The sequence below is a fragment of the Roseateles sp. genome (assembly GCF_965229315.1).
In the GTDB taxonomy this organism is placed as follows: Bacteria; Pseudomonadota; Gammaproteobacteria; order Burkholderiales; family Burkholderiaceae_C; genus Pelomonas.
Map to the genome: position 1 here is coordinate 655,067 of NZ_CBDDJA010000002.1, position 16,011 is coordinate 671,077.

At 70.3% G+C, this 16,011-nt stretch carries 16 protein-coding genes and 1 tRNA gene; 6 read left to right on the forward strand and 11 right to left on the reverse strand.

What is annotated here, in order from left to right:
• Positions 1-181 precede the first annotated feature (181 nt).
• The 5 genes from ACO07H_RS07805 to ACO07H_RS07825 all read right to left on the reverse strand — a co-directional run bounded on the left by ACO07H_RS07805 (position 182) and on the right by ACO07H_RS07825 (position 4,128).
• Complete coding sequence (locus ACO07H_RS07805) at positions 182-1,555, reverse strand: metallophosphoesterase family protein (RefSeq protein ID WP_422012815.1); 1,374 nt, start codon at positions 1,553-1,555, stop codon at positions 182-184.
• A 111-nt stretch (positions 1,556-1,666) separates the two neighbouring features.
• Positions 1,667-1,954: a mercury resistance system periplasmic binding protein MerP gene (gene merP / locus ACO07H_RS07810; protein WP_422012817.1), complete on the reverse strand. Its 288-nt coding sequence runs from the start codon at positions 1,952-1,954 to the stop codon at positions 1,667-1,669.
• Positions 1,955-1,970: 16 nt separating this feature from the next.
• Positions 1,971-2,357 carry a mercuric transporter MerT family protein gene (locus ACO07H_RS07815; RefSeq protein WP_422012819.1) on the reverse strand — a complete coding sequence of 129 codons (387 nt, stop codon included), beginning with the start codon at positions 2,355-2,357 and terminating at the stop codon, positions 1,971-1,973.
• Positions 2,358-2,366: 9 nt separating this feature from the next.
• Complete coding sequence (locus ACO07H_RS07820; RefSeq protein ID WP_422012821.1) at positions 2,367-3,485, reverse strand: transglutaminase-like domain-containing protein; 1,119 nt, start codon at positions 3,483-3,485, stop codon at positions 2,367-2,369.
• A 28-nt stretch (positions 3,486-3,513) separates the two neighbouring features.
• The gene (locus tag ACO07H_RS07825; protein ID WP_422012823.1) at positions 3,514-4,128 is read right to left on the reverse strand and encodes a TlpA family protein disulfide reductase; all 615 of its coding nucleotides are present in this window, start codon (positions 4,126-4,128) and stop codon (positions 3,514-3,516) included.
• A gap of 15 nt (positions 4,129-4,143) precedes the next feature.
• Here ACO07H_RS07825 and ACO07H_RS07830 point away from each other — a divergent pair, with 15 nt between their 5' ends.
• Entirely contained in the window at positions 4,144-4,611 is a 468-nt protein-coding gene (locus ACO07H_RS07830) for a GNAT family N-acetyltransferase (RefSeq protein ID WP_422012825.1), read from the forward strand.
• A 53-nt stretch (positions 4,612-4,664) separates the two neighbouring features.
• Here the strand turns inward: ACO07H_RS07830 and ACO07H_RS07835 are convergent.
• The 4 genes from ACO07H_RS07835 to prfB form a co-directional block, all read right to left on the reverse strand.
• Positions 4,665-4,740 (reverse strand) — tRNA-Thr (locus tag ACO07H_RS07835).
• A 34-nt stretch (positions 4,741-4,774) separates the two neighbouring features.
• A complete protein-coding gene (locus ACO07H_RS07840) occupies positions 4,775-5,791 on the reverse strand; it encodes a class 1 fructose-bisphosphatase (protein WP_422012826.1) in 1,017 nt (338 codons plus the stop codon).
• Between the two features lie 3 nt (positions 5,792-5,794).
• The gene (gene pepN, locus ACO07H_RS07845; protein WP_422012828.1) at positions 5,795-8,458 is read right to left on the reverse strand and encodes an aminopeptidase N; all 2,664 of its coding nucleotides are present in this window, start codon (positions 8,456-8,458) and stop codon (positions 5,795-5,797) included.
• Positions 8,459-8,545: 87 nt separating this feature from the next.
• Positions 8,546-9,650 (reverse strand): peptide chain release factor 2 gene (gene prfB / locus ACO07H_RS07850; RefSeq protein WP_422012830.1). Its coding sequence is split into 2 segments (ribosomal slippage): positions 8,546-9,568 and positions 9,570-9,650, totalling 1,104 coding nucleotides; the frame shifts between segments, so codons are not numbered across the junction.
• 58 nt (positions 9,651-9,708) lie between these two features.
• On the opposite strand from prfB, the gene ACO07H_RS07855 reads away from it, so the two are divergent.
• Positions 9,709-9,960, forward strand: coding sequence for a DUF4212 domain-containing protein (locus tag ACO07H_RS07855; protein ID WP_422012832.1), 252 nt, complete (start codon positions 9,709-9,711; stop codon positions 9,958-9,960).
• Between the two features lie 7 nt (positions 9,961-9,967).
• On the opposite strand, the gene ACO07H_RS07860 is transcribed toward ACO07H_RS07855, so the two are convergent.
• A complete protein-coding gene (locus tag ACO07H_RS07860) occupies positions 9,968-10,864 on the reverse strand; it encodes an alpha/beta fold hydrolase (RefSeq protein WP_422012834.1) in 897 nt (298 codons plus the stop codon).
• Between the two features lie 43 nt (positions 10,865-10,907).
• On the opposite strand from ACO07H_RS07860, the gene ACO07H_RS07865 reads away from it, so the two are divergent.
• From ACO07H_RS07865 to ACO07H_RS07880, 4 genes are all read left to right on the forward strand, one after another.
• Positions 10,908-11,435, forward strand: a complete 528-nt coding sequence (locus tag ACO07H_RS07865; protein WP_422012836.1) for a GNAT family N-acetyltransferase — start codon at positions 10,908-10,910, stop codon at positions 11,433-11,435.
• An 11-nt stretch (positions 11,436-11,446) separates the two neighbouring features.
• A complete protein-coding gene (locus ACO07H_RS07870) occupies positions 11,447-12,253 on the forward strand; it encodes an AraC family transcriptional regulator (protein ID WP_422012838.1) in 807 nt (268 codons plus the stop codon).
• A 32-nt stretch (positions 12,254-12,285) separates the two neighbouring features.
• Positions 12,286-13,320, forward strand: a complete 1,035-nt coding sequence (locus tag ACO07H_RS07875) for a serine hydrolase domain-containing protein (RefSeq protein WP_422012840.1) — start codon at positions 12,286-12,288, stop codon at positions 13,318-13,320.
• Positions 13,321-13,383: 63 nt separating this feature from the next.
• The gene (locus ACO07H_RS07880; protein ID WP_422012842.1) at positions 13,384-15,069 is read left to right on the forward strand and encodes an acyl-CoA synthetase; all 1,686 of its coding nucleotides are present in this window, start codon (positions 13,384-13,386) and stop codon (positions 15,067-15,069) included.
• A gap of 81 nt (positions 15,070-15,150) precedes the next feature.
• Here the strand turns inward: ACO07H_RS07880 and ACO07H_RS07885 are convergent, their stop codons facing one another.
• Positions 15,151-16,011, reverse strand: a complete 861-nt coding sequence (locus ACO07H_RS07885) for an APH(3') family aminoglycoside O-phosphotransferase (protein WP_422012844.1) — start codon at positions 16,009-16,011, stop codon at positions 15,151-15,153.

Consider the following 16,011-nt stretch of genomic DNA (forward strand, 5'->3'; position numbering starts at 1 on the left):
GACAGGTGGGCCGAGTGTAGCGAAGGGGCCTGCCCTGGCGGGCCGATTTACCCGCCAGTAACCCTTCAAACCGGTGCCGAAGTGATGGAATGCGCGAGCGTTACCTGTCGTCCTACAGGCCTGCCGGGTGCCATAGGTCAGGGTTGCTTCAGCGGTGACGAGGTGTATGTGCTTGTCTGGTTCAGCACCGCAGCGTCTGGCCCGCGAGCGTGCAGGTCGACAGCGGCTGTCCCAGCGCGTTGAAGGCCTGCAGTTGCCAACCCGCGGGCGTGGCCGTCAGCAGCGACAGGCCGAACTCGGTATGGGCCTGCACCGTCTCCAGCCGCGCGCCCGGCACCAGCTCCGCCGTCAGCGCCGCAGCGGCGTCCACGTGGCCCGACGCCGCAGAGCCGCCGTTGCCGATGACCAGTGTGATCGGGTGATTGCTCGAGAAACCCAGCGCCTGGTGCATGTGGATGTGGCCATGCACGGTCGCCTGCACGCCCGCCGGGAACAGGCGCTGCGGCTCGGTGTCCTGCAGCAGCGGCGTCAGGCCGGAGCGGGCGGTGCTGGGCGACCCGTCCGGCGTCGGGCTGAAGGCGAGACTGGGGTGGTGGCTGACGAAGATGCTCTGCGTGCTGCGCGCCGACAGCTCGGCGACGCGGTCCAGCTGCTGGCGCCAGCGCGTCCAGGCGGGTGAATCCCGGCGCGGCGTGCGGCTGCCGATCTCGGCCGAGTCGAAGACGATGAGCTGGCTGCGCGGCGACAGCGGCACGGCGAACGGCGCCGTGAAGTCGCCGTCGCTGACGTCGCCCGGTGCGGCCGGCGTGCAGGCCCGCGCCGGGCCGGTCTCGGCGTCCAGGTAGCGCAGCCAGCCCTGGCCCGCGCGGCTGCAGGCCTCGTGGTTGCCGCGCACGAACACCCAGGGGGCGGCCGCCAGCAGCGCCTTGGCCGGCTGGAAGAAGTCGGCCTGCCAGGTGTCGTCGCCATAGCCCCAGGGGCTGCCGGCGCAGACGGCCATGCCCGCGGGGCAGGGGCTCTCACGGTAGTGGTAGTCGCCGACATGGACGACCAGGTCGGGCTTGAGCGCCAGCGCGCGGGCCAGCACGCGCAGGAAGGGCCAGTCCAGCGCGTCGTTGCAGCCCTGGTAGGCGTGGTCAGACGCCTTCAGGCGGCAGCCGGTGTCGCCGATGACGACGATGCGGCGTGGCTCGGCCGCAGGGGCCTGCAAGGCAAGGTCGCCGACCTGAACGCTGCTCACACCGGCCGGCAGCGTGGGCCATGGCGCCTCGCAGGCGCTCAGCGTGAAGGTGGTGGCCTTGCGCTGCGGTTCCTTGTTGCCGGACGGCGGCGGCTCAAGGCCGGGCGCGCTGCGCTGTTGCATGGAAGCGCTGCCGCCTGCCCAGCGCAGCGTGGGGCAGCTCGCGTCCGCGGTGAGTGTGCGCACGACCCAGCTCGGGCCGGCAGCGGCCTGCACCCAGGCTTGTTGCAAACCGGTGGCTGGCGGCGTGGACGATGGTGTCTGGAGCGCGCAGGCGGCCAGCACCGGCAACACAAGGAGGGTGAGATGTTTCATAGGGCAACGAACGGTGTGCGCAGGGCGCAATCGGGGGGCTTTCGGTGCGCCGATGCCGCAAACACTGCGACGTCGTCGCCAACCCACCGCACATCCCCACCGCGCATCCTGCTACTGCTTGTCGGCCAGGAAGGAGGGGTAGCCCGCGCTGTCGGTGGCGCGCGTCAGCGCGGCCACGTCCGTCTTCGCATCGTCGAACACCACCCGCGCCTCGCGGCGCTCGTAGCTGACCTTGGCCTGGCTGACGCCCGGTACCTTGAGCAGCGCCACGCGGATGGTGACGGGGCAGGTGGCGCAGTCCATCGTGGGCACGGTCAGCGTGACTGTGCGGGTGGCGGCGAGCGCGCCGCCGGCGTTCGACAACAGGGCCAGGCCCAGGAGTGCGGTGAGAGCCTTCATGGCATGCCGCCTTTCTTCAGTAGAACCAGGGTGCCAGCAGCGGCAGCACGATGGGCACGAGCGCCAGCGACGCCACCAGCCAGAACCAGCGCCTGGCCGACGACTGCACCACGCGGCAGGGGGAGCCATCGGCATTGCAGGCGTCGCCGGCTTGTGCGGAAGTGCGAAAGATCTGCCACGCCGCCAGGCCCAGCGACGCGATCGCCACGGCGATCAGCGCGGGCGCGTAGGGCTCCAGCACGTGCATGCGGCTGATCCAGGCGCCGGACAGCCCCAGGATCACCAGCACCAGCGGCAGCACGCAGCAGGTGGAAGCCAGCAGCGTCGCGAACGCAGCCAGCGCGAGCGCCGCGCCGGGGCGAGCCTGGCGCGGCGTGGGCATGCGTGGCGACGTGCTGCTCATCGCGGACCGTCAGGCCTTGATCTCGCGGGCGGTGATCTGGTACGCGAACGAATCCGGGTCATAGGGGTCGCGCGCCGCGCCGCCGGTTTCGGCCTGCGGGTACATGAAGAAGCCCAGCTTGGCCTGCCTGGACCCCGGCAGCTTCACGTCGCTGGCGCTGTTGTAGCCCATCCAGTTGCCCTCCCAACTGCCGAACAAGGCCTTGCGCACCGGCACGACGATGGGATGGCCGGCGTCCTTGATCCACTCCGCCGTTTCCTGGCGCATCACCTTGGTCACGTCGGCCGGGTCCATGGCCACCCAGCCGCTGCCTTTCAGGTAGACCTCCGCGCGGCAGTGCTGCGCGCCCTTCAGGCTGGCCGGGTTGCCGCCCAGCTCCTTGTAGCCGAAGGCGCTGGGCACCAGGCGCACGCCGTAGATGTCGCGCGCCGGAATGCCCGCGGCGCGGCACAGGCCCACGAACAGCGCGTTGATGTCGGCGCACTTGCCGCTGAGGTTGTTCGTCTCCAGCATGGTCTTGATGTCCCCCACGCCGCAGCCGCGCACCTTGGGTTCGCGGTAGGTGCTGACGACGACCCAGTCGTAGATCCGCTGCACCTTCTCGCGGTCGGTGCGCGCGCCCGAGACGATCTGGTTGGCGACCTTCTTGACGATGCCGTCGGTGGTGATCAGCGTGCTGGGCTCGATCCAGCGGTGCAGGTCGGCCGGGTCGGGCGCTGGACCGACCGGCCTGGCGCTCCAGTCGACGGCACGGTTCTGCGTCTGCACGCGGTTGGTCAGCACGATGGTGGGCTGCGATGCATCGGCACCGAAGCGGCCCACCAGCACGCGAGCACCTGTGTCGCCGTCGGCGGCGAGTTGCAGTTCGCCGCCGCTGCTGGCCGACCAGGCCGTGTCCTGCGTGCGCTGCCAGGGCGTGTCCAGCGACGGCACCGGCAGCCAAACGGTGGCGGCGCCCTTGGGGTCCTTGAGCGTCACCGTGGTCGTCACCTCGAACGTGCGCCAGCCTTCGGGCTTGGGCTCGAAGCGGCGCTCCTGCGCAAGCGCCGGGCTGGAGAAGGCCAGCGGCGAAGCCCCGGCCAGCAGGGCGGTCGACTGCAGGAGACGGCGGCGGTTCAGTGAGCTCATGGGCGGGTTCCTTGACGAGAAGATGCAGTTACTTGTGGCGTTGCGCGAGCAGGTCGGCGACCCAACGGTAGGCGGGATCGCCGGTCCAGTCCACCGCACCGACGACGCTGAACGCGGCGCGGCCGTTGCGTGCAATGGCCACGGTCGTCGGGAAGATGTTGACAGCAAACGATTTTGCAACGTCGCCGTCGGGGTCGCGCGCCACTGGCAGGCTCAGCGGCGAGGCTTGCGTGAAGCGCTGGATCGCGGCTTCGGCTTCCTTGAAGTTCACCGCCACGACGCTCAGGCCCTCGGGCGCCAGCCGCTGCGCAAGGGTTTGCAGCGAGGGCATCTCGCTGCGGCACGGCTCGCACCAGGTGGCCCAGAAGTTCAGCAACACCACGCGGCCCGTCAGGTCAGCCAGGCGCAGCCCAGGCACATCCACGCGCGGCGTGGGACGGCGCGCGGGCCAGGGACGGCGCGTGGCGGGGTCCTGGGCGTGAGCCACGCCGGCCAGCGCGGTGCAGGCGCCCAGCGTCCACCGCAGCAGCCGGCGGCGCGCCGCAGCGTCTGCGGGCGCTGCTAACGCTGTGCGTGTGGGTTGTGTCACGATGGCGGCTGGGTCGGATTCGGCCTGGCGGGCTTGCCACGCAGTTTGCCTCATGGTGCTGTTCATCGAATGTCCACGTCACTCGACATCAGCCTGACGCCCTTTTCCGAAGGCGCAGTGGCCGCCGACGCGCTGTTCCGGCTTTATGCCCAACTGCTGCGGCCTTACGTCGAGCCCGTTTTCGGCTGGAACGAGGCATGCCAGCGGGCCCGCGTCGCCCGCAACTACCCTGCGGAATGCCTTCAGCTCGTGCGCCTGGACGATCTCGTGGCCGGCTGCCTGGCACTGAGGCAGCGCCCCGGTTCCCTGCACCTGTCGCTGATCCTGGTCAGCGCGGACTTCCAGGGCCTGGGCATCGGCACCGCCGTCGTTCGCCAGTTGCTCGCCGATGCCGCCAGCAGCGGCTCGGTGCTGACCCTGTCCTGCTTCAGGCGCAATGAAGGCGCCATCCGCCTCTACGAGCGGCTGGGCCTGGCCGTGGTGGGCGGCGACGAGCACTTCGTCGACATGACGAGCGTGGCGCCCCGCTCACCATGAGCCCGGCAAAACGAAAGCCCAGCGGGTGAGGCTGGGCTTTGCGTATGGATTCTTGGTGCCGGCAAGAGGAGTCGAACCCCCGACCTTCGCATTACGAATGCGCTGCTCTACCAACTGAGCTATGCCGGCACTGACGTTTGCGTCAAGCCCACCATTATAGCCACTATTTTTGAGCTTCTTCGGCGTGGTAGCGGGCGATGCGCTCGACCTCGTTTTTAGAGCCCAGCGCGACGGCCACGCGTTCGTGCAGCTTGGTGGGCTTCAGGTCCATGATGCGCTCGGTGCCGTTGGTCGCCGCGCCGCCGGCCTGCTCGACGAGGAAGGCCATCGGGTTGGCCTCGTACAGCAGGCGCAGCTTGCCGGGCTTGTCGGGCTCGCGCTGGTCCCAGGGGTACATGAAGACGCCGCCGCGGGTCATGATGCGGTGCACGTCGGCCACCATGCTGGCCACCCAGCGCATGTTGAAGTCCTTGGCGCGTGGGCCGGTGGTGCCGGCCAGGCAGTCGTCGATGTAGCGCTTCACCGGCGGCGCCCAGTGGCGCATGTTGGACATGTTGATCGCGAATTCCTTCGTGTCCTCGGGAATCCTGACCTGGTCCTGCGTCAGCACCCAGGAGCCGGTCTCCCGGTCCAGCGTGAACACGGCCACGCCGTCGCCCACCGTCAGCACCAGCATGCTCTGCGGGCCGTAGACGCAGTAGCCGGCCGCCGCCTGCTGCTTGCCGGGCTGCAGGAAGTCGTCTTCGCTCACGCCGCGCGAGTGGCCCACCTTGCGCAGCACGCTGAAGATGGTGCCGATGGACACGTTCACGTCGATGTTGCTGGAGCCGTCCAGCGGGTCGAACAGCAGCAGGTACTCGCCCTGCGGGTAGCGGTTGGGCACGACGTAGATGCCGTCCATCTCCTCGCTGGCCATCGCGGCCAAGTGGCCGCCCCATTCGTTGGCCTCGATCAGCACCTCGTTGGCGATGATGTCGAGCTTCTTCTGCACCTCGCCCTGCACGTTCTCGCTGCCGGCAGTGCCCAGCACGTCGCCGAGCGCGCCCTTGTTGACGGCGATGGCGATGCGCTTGCAGGCGCGGGCGACGACCTCGATCAAGAGGCGCAGTTCCTGCGGGATGTGGCCGTGCTCGCGCTGCTGCTCGACGAGGTACTGGGTCAGGCTGGTCTGGCGTGCCATGGTTCAGTTCCCGGAGGCGAGCGCGCGCTCGACGATCTCGCGCACGTCGGGCGAGAGGTCCGCCTTCGCGGCCACGCGGGCGACCGCTTCGCGCGCGGCCGCGCGGTAGGGCTCGGCCAGTTGCGCCCAGCGGTCCATCGCCCGGGCCAGACGGCTGGCGAGCTGCGGGTTGATCGCGTCGATGGCCAGCACCTGGTCGGCCCAGAACACGTAGCCGGCCGCGTCGGCGCGGTGGAAGGCGGCCGGGTTGAACATGCACAGGGACGCCAGCAGGCTGCGCGCCCGGTTGGGGTTCTTCAGCGTGAAGTCGGCATGCTTGGTCAACGCCTTGGCGCGGGCGAACACGCGGCCGTCGGCCTCGGGCGCGCGGGCTTGCAGCGCAAACCACTTGTCGATGACCAGCGGGTCGTCCTTGAACAGCGCGTGGAAGCGCTGCAAGGCCGGCGCGGCCAGCTCGGCGTTGGCGTTGACCAGCGCGGCGAGCGCGCCCAGGCGGTCGGTCATGTTGCCGGCGTCCTTGAAGCGCTGGTAGGCCTTGCCGGGCCACACCGTGTCGCCGCTGGCCTGCGCGTCCAGCACCAGCATGGACAGCGCCAGGTTGGCCAGCGCACGCTTGCCGCAGGAGACCGGGTCGGGCGTGTAGCCGCCCTGCACCTGGTGCGCCTCGAAGGCGGCGGCACAGTCGTCGCGCAGGGCGCTGGCGAGCTGGGTCTGGGCGGCCATCACGGCAGCGTGGATGGCCTGCGGGTCGACCACGTCGAGCTGCTCGGCGATGTAGCTCTCGCCCGGCAGCGTCAGCGCCAGTTCCTTGAATGCGGGGTCCAGCGTCGCATCGTTGAGCAGGCCGCGCATCGCATCGATGAACACCGGGCTCAACACCAGCGGCTGCTCAGCCCGCAGCGCATGCAGGATGCGGTTCAGCGCCAGGCGCTGGCCGGCCTCCCAGCGGTTGAACGGGTCGCTGTCGTGGCGCATCAGCACCAGCAGCGCCGCGTCCGACAGGCCGTCGTCCAGCACCACGGGCGCCGAGAAGCCGCGCAGCAGCGAGGGCACGGGCTCGCTGTCGATGTTCTCGAAGACGACTGTCTGCTCGGCCTGGTCCAGCACCAAAACCTGCTCGGTGTCGCCATTGGCGTTCAGCGCGAGCGGCGCGCCATGGCGGTCCAGCAGGCCCATGACGACGGGGATCACCTGCGGCTGCTTGTCACCCTGGCCCGGCGTGGCGGGCGTCTGCTGCGTGAAGCGCAGCGTGAAGGTGCGGGCGGCGCCGTCGTGCTCGCCGCGTGCGGTCACGCGCGGCGTGCCGGCCTGTGAATACCAGCGCTTGAAGGCGTCCAGCCGCGTGCTGAGGTCCGAGCCGGGGTTGGCATCGGCGATGGCCTGCGCGAAGTCGTCGCAGGTCACCGCCTGGCCGTCGTGGCGCTCGAAGTACAGCGTCATGCCGGCCTCGAAGCCCTGGCGACCGACCAGCGTCTGGTACATGCGGACGACTTCCGAGCCCTTCTCGTAGACCGTGGCGGTGTAGAAGTTGTTGATCTCGCTGTAGCTGTCCGGGCGCACCGGGTGGGCCATCGCACCGCTGTCCTCGGGGAACTGCATGGCGCGCAGCTGGCGCACGTCCTGGATGCGGCACACGGCGCGCGCGCTCGGCGTGCCGGCCATGTCCATTGAGAACTCCTGGTCGCGGAAGACAGTCAGGCCCTCCTTCAGCGACAGCTGGAACCAGTCGCGGCAGGTGACGCGGTTGCCGGTCCAGTTGTGGAAGTACTCGTGCGCGACGATGGACTCGATGCGCGCGAAGTCCGCGTCCGTCGCCGTGGCTGGCGAGGCGAGCAGGGCGGACGTGTTGAAGATGTTCAGGCCCTTGTTTTCCATCGCGCCCATGTTGAAGTCGGACACGCCGACGACCATGAAGCGTTCCAGGTCCAGTGGCAGCTTGAAGCGCGCCTCGTCCCAGACGATGGAGGCGATGAGGCTGTTCATCGCGTGCTCTGTCTTCTCCAGGTCGCCGCGGCGCACGAACACCTGCAGCAGGTGGTCCTTGCCGGCGCGGGTGCGAATGCGCTGCTCGCGCGCGACCAGGTCGCCGGCCACGACGGCGAACAGGTAGCTGGGCTTGGGGAAAGGGTCGTTCCAGACGGCGAAGTGGCGACCGTTCTCCAGGTCGCCGCTGCTCGTCAGGTTGCCGTTGGACAGCAGGATGGGGAAGCGGGCCTTGTCGGCGCGCAGCGTGACCGTGTAGACGGCCATCACGTCCGGGCGGTCCAGGAAATAGGTGATGCGGCGGAAGCCCTCGGCCTCGCACTGCGTGAAGAAGCTGCCGCCCGACGTGTACAGGCCCGACAGGGCGGTGTTCTTCTCGGGGCAGGTGGTGTTGCGGATCTCGAGCGCGAAGTCGGCGTCTGGGGCGCCTTCGATGACCAGCTCGTCGCCCTCCTGGCGGAAGGAGACGCTCGCGCCGTCGATCAGCACGCGCAGCAGGTTCAGCGCTTCGCCGTGCAGGCGCAGCGGGCCGCGCGGCACGGCGCGGTTGCGCTCGACCTGCATCTTGCTGGTCACCAGTGTCTTGGCCGGGTCGAGGTCGAAGCTCAGGTCGACCTTGCGGATCCAGAACGCCGGCTGCTGGTAGTCCAGGCGTTGGATCAGGGTGGCGGTGCCTTCACGCATGAGGGGCTTCCTTGTGGGAGAGATTCGGTGGGAGGCCGCCGGCGGCGGGCCGGTGGCCGGACGGCGCGGCGGTGCGCCGCGCTGTCATCAAACGCCTTGCTTCAGCGACTCGGTGATGAACGGGTCGAGATCGCCGTCCAGCACCTTCTGCGTCGCCGAGGTCTCGTAGTTGGTGCGCAGGTCCTTGATGCGGCTCTGGTCCAGCACGTAGGAGCGGATCTGGTGGCCCCAGCCGACGTCTGTCTTGGTGTCTTCCAGCGCCTGTTGCTCGACCATGCGCTTCTTCATCTCGTGGTCGTACAGGCGCGAGCGCAGGCGCTTCCAGGCCACGTCGCGGTTGCTGTGCTGGCTGCGGCCGTCCTGGCACTGCACGACGATGCCGGTCGGGATGTGTGTCAGGCGCACCGCCGAGTCGGTCTTGTTGATGTGCTGGCCACCGGCGCCGCTGGCGCGGAAGGTGTCGGTGCGCACGTCGGCCGGGTTGATGTCGATCTCGATGCTGTCGTCCACCTCGGGGTAGACGAACAGCGACGCGAACGACGTGTGGCGGCCGCCGGAGCTGTCGAACGGGCTCTTGCGCACCAGGCGGTGCACGCCGGTCTCGGTGCGCAGCAGGCCGAAGGCGTACTCGCCCTCGACCTTGATGGTGGCGCTCTTGATGCCGGCCACGTCGCCCGGCGTCTCGTCTTCCATCGTCGCCTTGAAGCCCTTGCGCTCGCAGTACTTCAGGTACTGGCGCAGCAGCATGCCGGCCCAGTCGCAGGCCTCGGTGCCGCCCGCGCCGGCCTGGATGTCGACGAAGCAGTTGCTCGGGTCGGCCGGGTTGTTGAACATGCGGCGGAACTCAAGCTCCTCGATCTTCTCGCGCAGCTTGGCCGCGTCGGCCTCGATGGCCAGCATGCCGGCCTCGTCGCCTTCCTCGCGGCTCATCTCGAAGAGCTCGGCGTTGTCGGCCAGCGAGCCGGTCAGCATCGTGATCGTCTCGACCACGGCCTCCAGCGTGCGCTTTTCCTTGCCCAGCTCCTGCGCGCGCTTGGGTTCGTCCCAGACCTTGGGATTCTCCAGCGCGGCGTTGACCTCGTTCAGGCGCAGTGCCTTGCGGTCGAAGTCAAAGATACCCCCTTAGCGCGTCGGTGCGCGCTGAGAGGTCGGCAATCGAGTTGCCGATTTGGTTGATGTGTTCGATGTCCATGAGGGGCCGCGTTGTTCTTGGAAAAACGCGGATTTTCTCATGGGCCAGAATCGCGCCGATGACTGCCCCGCCTCCCCGTGACGACTATTGGCGCCGCACGCGGCGGCTGACCGCCTGGCTGCTGCTGGCCTGGGCGGTCGTCGCGTTCGCGCCGGTGTTCTTCGCGCGCGAGCTCAGCCTGGAGGTGTTCGGCTGGCCGCTGGCCTTCTGGTTGGCGTCGCAGGGCGCGCTGCTGGCCTTCTGCGCCATCGTCATCGTCTACGCGCGGTGCATGGCCAAGCTGGAGCGCGAGGCCGGCGAGCCGCGTTGACGCGTCGTCAGGCCAGGAAAGGCTCCAGCAGGGCCGCCAGCGCTTGCGGCTGGTCGTGGTGCAGCATGTGGCCGGCGTCCTGCAGCACGGCCTTCCGTAGATTCGGCACCAGCGCCAGCCGTCCTTCGAAGTCCTCGCGCGGATAGCGCGAGCCCCAGAAGCGGGTCAACTGGTCGTCGCTGCCCTCCACCCACAGCGTGGGCGCGGCGATGCGCTGCCAGCAGGCCATCACCTCGGCCTTGCGGTAGAGCATCGGGTTGGCGAGCTTGTGGGCCGGGTCGGCGTTCAGCACGAAGCCTTCGGCGGTTTCGCGCGACCAGTGCCGCGCCAGCCACGCGGCCTTGTCGGCGGGCAGCCGTGGGTTGGTCTTCCTCAGCCGCTCGGCCACGCCGGCCAGTGACGCGTAGGGGCGCAGCGTGGGCGGGTCCTTCAGCTCGTCCAGCCACTTGGCCAGGCGTTCCGGGGCGGCGGCGGGCCACACGTCGGGCATGCCGAAGCCCTCGAGGTTGACCAGGCGGCGGATGCGCTCGGGGCGTACGCCGGCATAGCTCATCACGACGTTGCCGCCCATGCTGTGGCCGGCCAAGTCCACCGGCGCGCCGGGGCTGACGACGTCCAGCAGCGCGTCCAGGTCGCCCAGGTAGTCGGGGAACCAGTAGCTGTCGGCGCCGGTGCTGGCCGTCAGGCCGAAGCCGCGCCAGTCCAGCGCGATGACCTCGCGGTCGTCCGCCAGCGCATCGACGACGAACTGGAACGACGCGCCCACGTCCATCCAGCCGTGCACCATCACGAGTGGGGGGCGGCCCGTCCGGGGCGTGCCCCAGCGCAGGATGTGGTGGCGCAGGCCGCGCAGCGGCAGGAATTCGTCGCGGTGGACGCGAGATGGGGTGTAGACCTCGGGCATACCTCACTTTAGGGGAGGCGGCTTATCCGCTCACAATGGCCGGATGTCCGCACGCCCCACCTTGCGCGCCGCCGAGCCGCGCGACCTGCACGCCATCGTCCAGCTCATCGGCGAACTTGCCGAGTTCGAGCACCTGAGCCACCTGCTCGAAGTCACGCCGCAGAGCCTGGCGCCTCACCTGTTCGGCGAGTCGCCGGTGGCGGAGTGCGTGCTGGGCGAGGTCGATGGCGAGGTGGTTGCCTTCGCGCTGTTCTACACGAACTTCTCCACCTTCCTCGGCAAGCCGGGGCTGTACCTGGAAGACCTGTACGTGCGCCCCGCCCACCGCCGCAGCGGCCTGGGCCGCACGCTGCTCGTGCACCTGGCGCAGCTCGCCTGCGAACGCGGCTACGGCCGGCTGGACTGGACCGTGCTGGGCTGGAACGAGGACGCCATCCGCTTCTACGAGAAGCTGGGCGCCGAGGTGCTGCCCGACTGGCGCATCTGCCGCCTCACCGGCGACGCACTGGAGCGCTACGCCGACGGCGACCGGCCCAGCATGTGGTCGCCCTCGGCCTGGCTGGGCCTCTGAGCCGACCGGCCATGCGGCTGCGGCACGCGCAGTTCTACGGCCGCTTCGACACCCGCTGCGACGTGGCGGGCTTCAGCCTCGCGCGGCTGAGCGCGCAGACGCCCGCGCACGAGGTGGCGCCGCACGAGCATGACGACGGGCATTTCATCGTCGTGCTGGCGGGCCGCTACCGCAGCAGTGCGCGCGGCGTGAGCGAACTGCTCGGCCCGGGCGACGCGCTGTGGAACCCGCCGGGCACGCGGCACCAGGACCGCTTCGTCGACACGCAGGGCCGTTTTGTCGCGCTGAGCCTGCCGGCGCAGCAGGCGGCCGATCTCGCGCTGCAGGACGGCGGCGCACGCTGCCTCGGGGCGGCGGCACAGCAGATGGCCCAGGGCCTGGCGCTGCAGCCGGTGGCGCTGGACCTGGGCGGTCTGCTGCAGGTCGAGGATCGCTGCCGCCAGCTCTGCGCGCTGAGCCAGCCGCGGCCGCCGCAGGAGGTGCGCGAGACCCGCGAGCCGGCGTGGCTGCGGCGCTGCATGGAGCAGTTGGTCGACGAGTGCGAGCAGCCGCTGCGGCTGGCGGCGCTGGCGGCTGCGGCCGGCGTGCATCCGGTGTCGCTGTCACGCGCCTTCCGGCGCCACTACGGCACCTCGCCGGGCCGGTTGCAGCGCCGTGCGCTGCTGAACCGCGCGGCGCGGCGGCTGCGCGACGGCCAGGCCATCGCGGATGTCGCCGCCCAGCTCGGCTTCGCCGACCAGAGCCATTTCACGCGCCTGTTCCGCGCCGAGTACCGCTGCACGCCGGCCGCCTGGCTGGCCGGGTTCAAAACGTTCTAGACCCGCGCCCCATGGCCGGCGAGCATGCGGCCATGAAGTACCTGCCCGCTCTCGCCCTTGCGCTGATCCCCTTGTGCACCCAGGCTGCCGACGCCCCGGCCGACGACCGAACCGCACTGGAGGCCTTGCCCGGCGGCACCAGCGTGTTGCTGCAGCGCGGCGGCCGCGTGATCGTGGAGTTGTACGCCCGCGGCGCCGACGCCGCCACGCTGCACGACACGCGCTCGGCCGGCAAGTCCGTCACCGCCATGCTCGTGGCCGCTGCCGTGCAGCACGGCCTGCTCCAGCGCGACACCCCGGTGTTCGCGGCCTTCGCCGACCAGCGCCCCATCGCGAACGATGGCCCGGCCAAGCAGGCCATCACGGTGGAGGACCTGCTGACCATGTCCTCCGCGCTGGACTGCGACGACAACCAGGACGCCAGCCCCGGCAACGAGGAGGCCATGTACCCGCAGCCGCGCTGGCTGCGCTGGGCCGTGGACCTGCCCACGCGCGACATCCAGCGCGACGCGCAGGGGCGCGGCCCCTGGGCCTATTGCACCGGCGGCACCGTCCTGCTGGGCCAGCTGCTGCAGCGCCGCGTGCCGGGCGGGCTGGAGGCCTGGGCTCAGAAGCGGCTGTTCACGCCGCTGGGCATCACCCGGCTGCAATGGCATCACTCGCCCACCGGCGAGACCATGACCGGCGGCGGCCTGCGCCTGCGCACGCGCGACTGGGCCACACTGGCGCAGACGCTGCTGAACGGCGGCCCGCCCGTGCTCGCGCCGGCCCAGGTCGCGTCGCTGCTGACCGTGCACCGCCAGACGCCCTACGGCGTGGACTACGGCGAGCTGTTCTGGCGGCGGGACTACGCGCTGCGCTGCGGCCGTTTCAGCGGCTGGATGATGTCCGGTAACGGCGGCAACCACATCGTCATGCTGCCGGCGCTGGACGCGGTGGTGGCGCTCACGCGCACGCACTACAACCAGCGCAACATGCACCAAGAGAGCTGGGCATTCACGGAGGCCTTGCTGGAGCGTCACGTCTGCGACAGCCCGGCCTTGCCGAAAGCCGCCTCTGCGGGCTAGCCCTGAGTCCGCGGCCAGGGCCGCTGGCTAGGATCGGCGCCTTTCCGATGCCGAGGGCGCGCGATGGTCGAAGACCGCTACGAGGAACTGCACGCCGCATTCCGCTGGCACGTGCCCGAGGACTTCAACATCGCCGAGGCCTGCTGCGGCCGCTGGGCGCGCGACACGCCCGATGCGGCGGCCATCCATTTCGACAGCGAGAGCGGCTGCCGCGCGACCTACAGCTATGCGCAGCTGCAGCGCTCGGCCAATCGGCTGTCCAACGCGCTGCTGGCCCAGGGCGTGCGCCGCGGCCACCGCGTCGCCATCGTGCTGCCGCAGCGCTTCGAGACGGCCGTGGCCCACATCGCCATTCAGCAGATCGGCGCGGTGGCGATGCCGCTGTCCCTGCTGTTCGGCGCCGAGGCGCTGGAGTTCCGCCTGCAGGACAGCGGCGCCGTGCTGGCCATCGCCGCCTGCGAGGCACTGCCCGCGCTACGCGAGGTCAAGGCCCGCTGCCCGGCGCTGCGGCGCGTCCTCGTCGTGGGCGAGTGCCCGGTCGATTGCGACGAGCTGCCGTGGATGGCGGCGCTGCAGGCCGAGGAAGCCCGCTTCAAGCCCGTCGCCACGAAGGCGGGCGATGCGGCCATCCTGATCTACACCAGCGGCACCACCGGCAACCCCAAGGGCGCGCTGCTGCCGCAGCGGGCGCTGGTGGGCAACCTCACGGGCTTCGTCGCCAGCCAGGACTGGTTCGGCTTCGACCCGTTCGACGCGACGAAGCCCTCCGACGCCGTCTTCTGGAGCCCCGCCGACTGGGCCTGGACCGGTGGCTTGATGGACGCGCTGCTGCCCACGCTGTATTTCGGCCGGCCCATCGTCGCGTGGCAGGGCCGCTTTTCGGCGGCCAAGGCCTTCGAGCTGATGGCCACCTACGGCGTCACGCACGCGTTCCTGTTCCCCACGGCACTGAAGGCCATGATGAAGGCCGAGCCTCGGCCCCGGCGCCACGACCTCAAGCTGCGCGCGCTGATGAGCGCCGGCGAGGCCGTGGGCGACGCGGTGTTCAGCTGGTGCCGCGACGCACTGGGCGTGCCCGTCAACGAGATGTTCGGCCAGACGGAGATCAACTACGTCGTCGGCAACTGCCAGGCGCTGTGGCCGGCCAAGCCGGGCAGCATGGGCCGCGCCTACCCGGGCCACCGCGTGGCCGTCATCGACGACGAGGGCCGCGAGTGCGCGCCGGGCGACACCGGCGAAGTGGCCGTGCATGCACGCGACCGCCACGGCGAGCCCGACCCGGTGTTCTTCCTGGGCTACTGGGCCAACGACGCGGCCACGCGCGCCAAGTTCACCGGCGACCCCGCCGACAGCTGGTGCCGCACCGGCGACCTCGCCCGCATGGAGGCCGACGGCACGCTCTGGTACGAGGGCCGCGCGGACGACGTCTTCAAGAGCGCCGGCTACCGCATCGGCCCGGGCGAGATCGAGAACTGCCTGCTCAAGCACGCGGCGGTGGCCAATGCCGCCGTGGTGCCCAAGCCCGATGCCGAGCGCGGCGCGCTGGTCAAGGCCTATGTCGTGCTGGCAGACGGCCACGTGGGCGATGCGGCGCTCGTCGCGGCGCTGCAGGCCCACGTCAAGGCGCGGCTGGCGCCTTACGAGTACCCCAAGGAGATCGAGTTCATCGCCGCGCTGCCCATGACCACCACCGGCAAGGTGCAGCGCCGCGTGCTGCGGCTGCGCGAGCAGGCGCGCGTCCGGGCCTGAGCGTCACGCCGTCGCGCAAGCCAGCGGGCCCACGGAGAAGCTGCGTGCGGCGAGCGCCGCGCGGTGAGCGCGGCCGTCAGCCTAGAAGCATTCGTCCAGGTACAGGTGGAAATGGAGCCTGTTCTCATCGGGCCTGGCAAGGCCGCACGCGATGAACAACTCCTGCTGCAAGGCCTCGCCAAACTCCGCCAGGCAGTTCCACAGCACGGCGAGGTCCTGGTAGGGGTCGGCAATGCCGACCCGGCCCAGGTCGATGAGGCCGGTGACCCGGCCCTGCTCATCGAGCAGCAGGTTGTCGAGCGAGAAGTCGCCGTGGGTGACGACGCGCTCGGCCTTGAGGGGCAGCAGGTCTGCCATGGCGTTCCAGACGTCCTGAGGCGTCCAGCCGGCGCGGTCCGCGTCGAAGTCGTCGGCGTCCACCAGGCCCGCGTCCAGGCGCCGTCGCGCCTGCGCCAGGCGCAGGTGGTGGTCGGCGTTGAACGGGCAGGATGGCGCGGGCAGCGCATGCCACGCCCGCAGCGCCGCAGCCAAGGCGCGCACGATGCCGATGCTGCGGTCCGGTGCGTCGGTCAGCCATTGGTAGGCGGTGCGGCCCGGCAGCGCGCGGGTGAGCAGCCAGGCGTCACCGCCGCTGTATTCGAAGTGTTCAACGGCCGGCACGCTCGGCAACCCCTGGGCATCGACCGACGCCAGCCACCGCAGCCGGGCCAGTTCGTCGACCAGGTCCTGCGCGACCGTGCCGCGGCCGTGTTTCAGGTAGAGGTCGGGTGTGCCGGGGCACTGCAGCCGAAAGACGCTCGCCCCCGCTTCGCCGACCAGATTGCGGTGCCAGTCGTGGCCCGTCAGGCGAGCAGCGAGGCCGGCCGGCAGTGCGGGTGCATGCGTCGGCACTTCGCGTTCGTCAAGGGTTTGGGACAGGTCGGGCGTAGGGGGGCGAGTCAT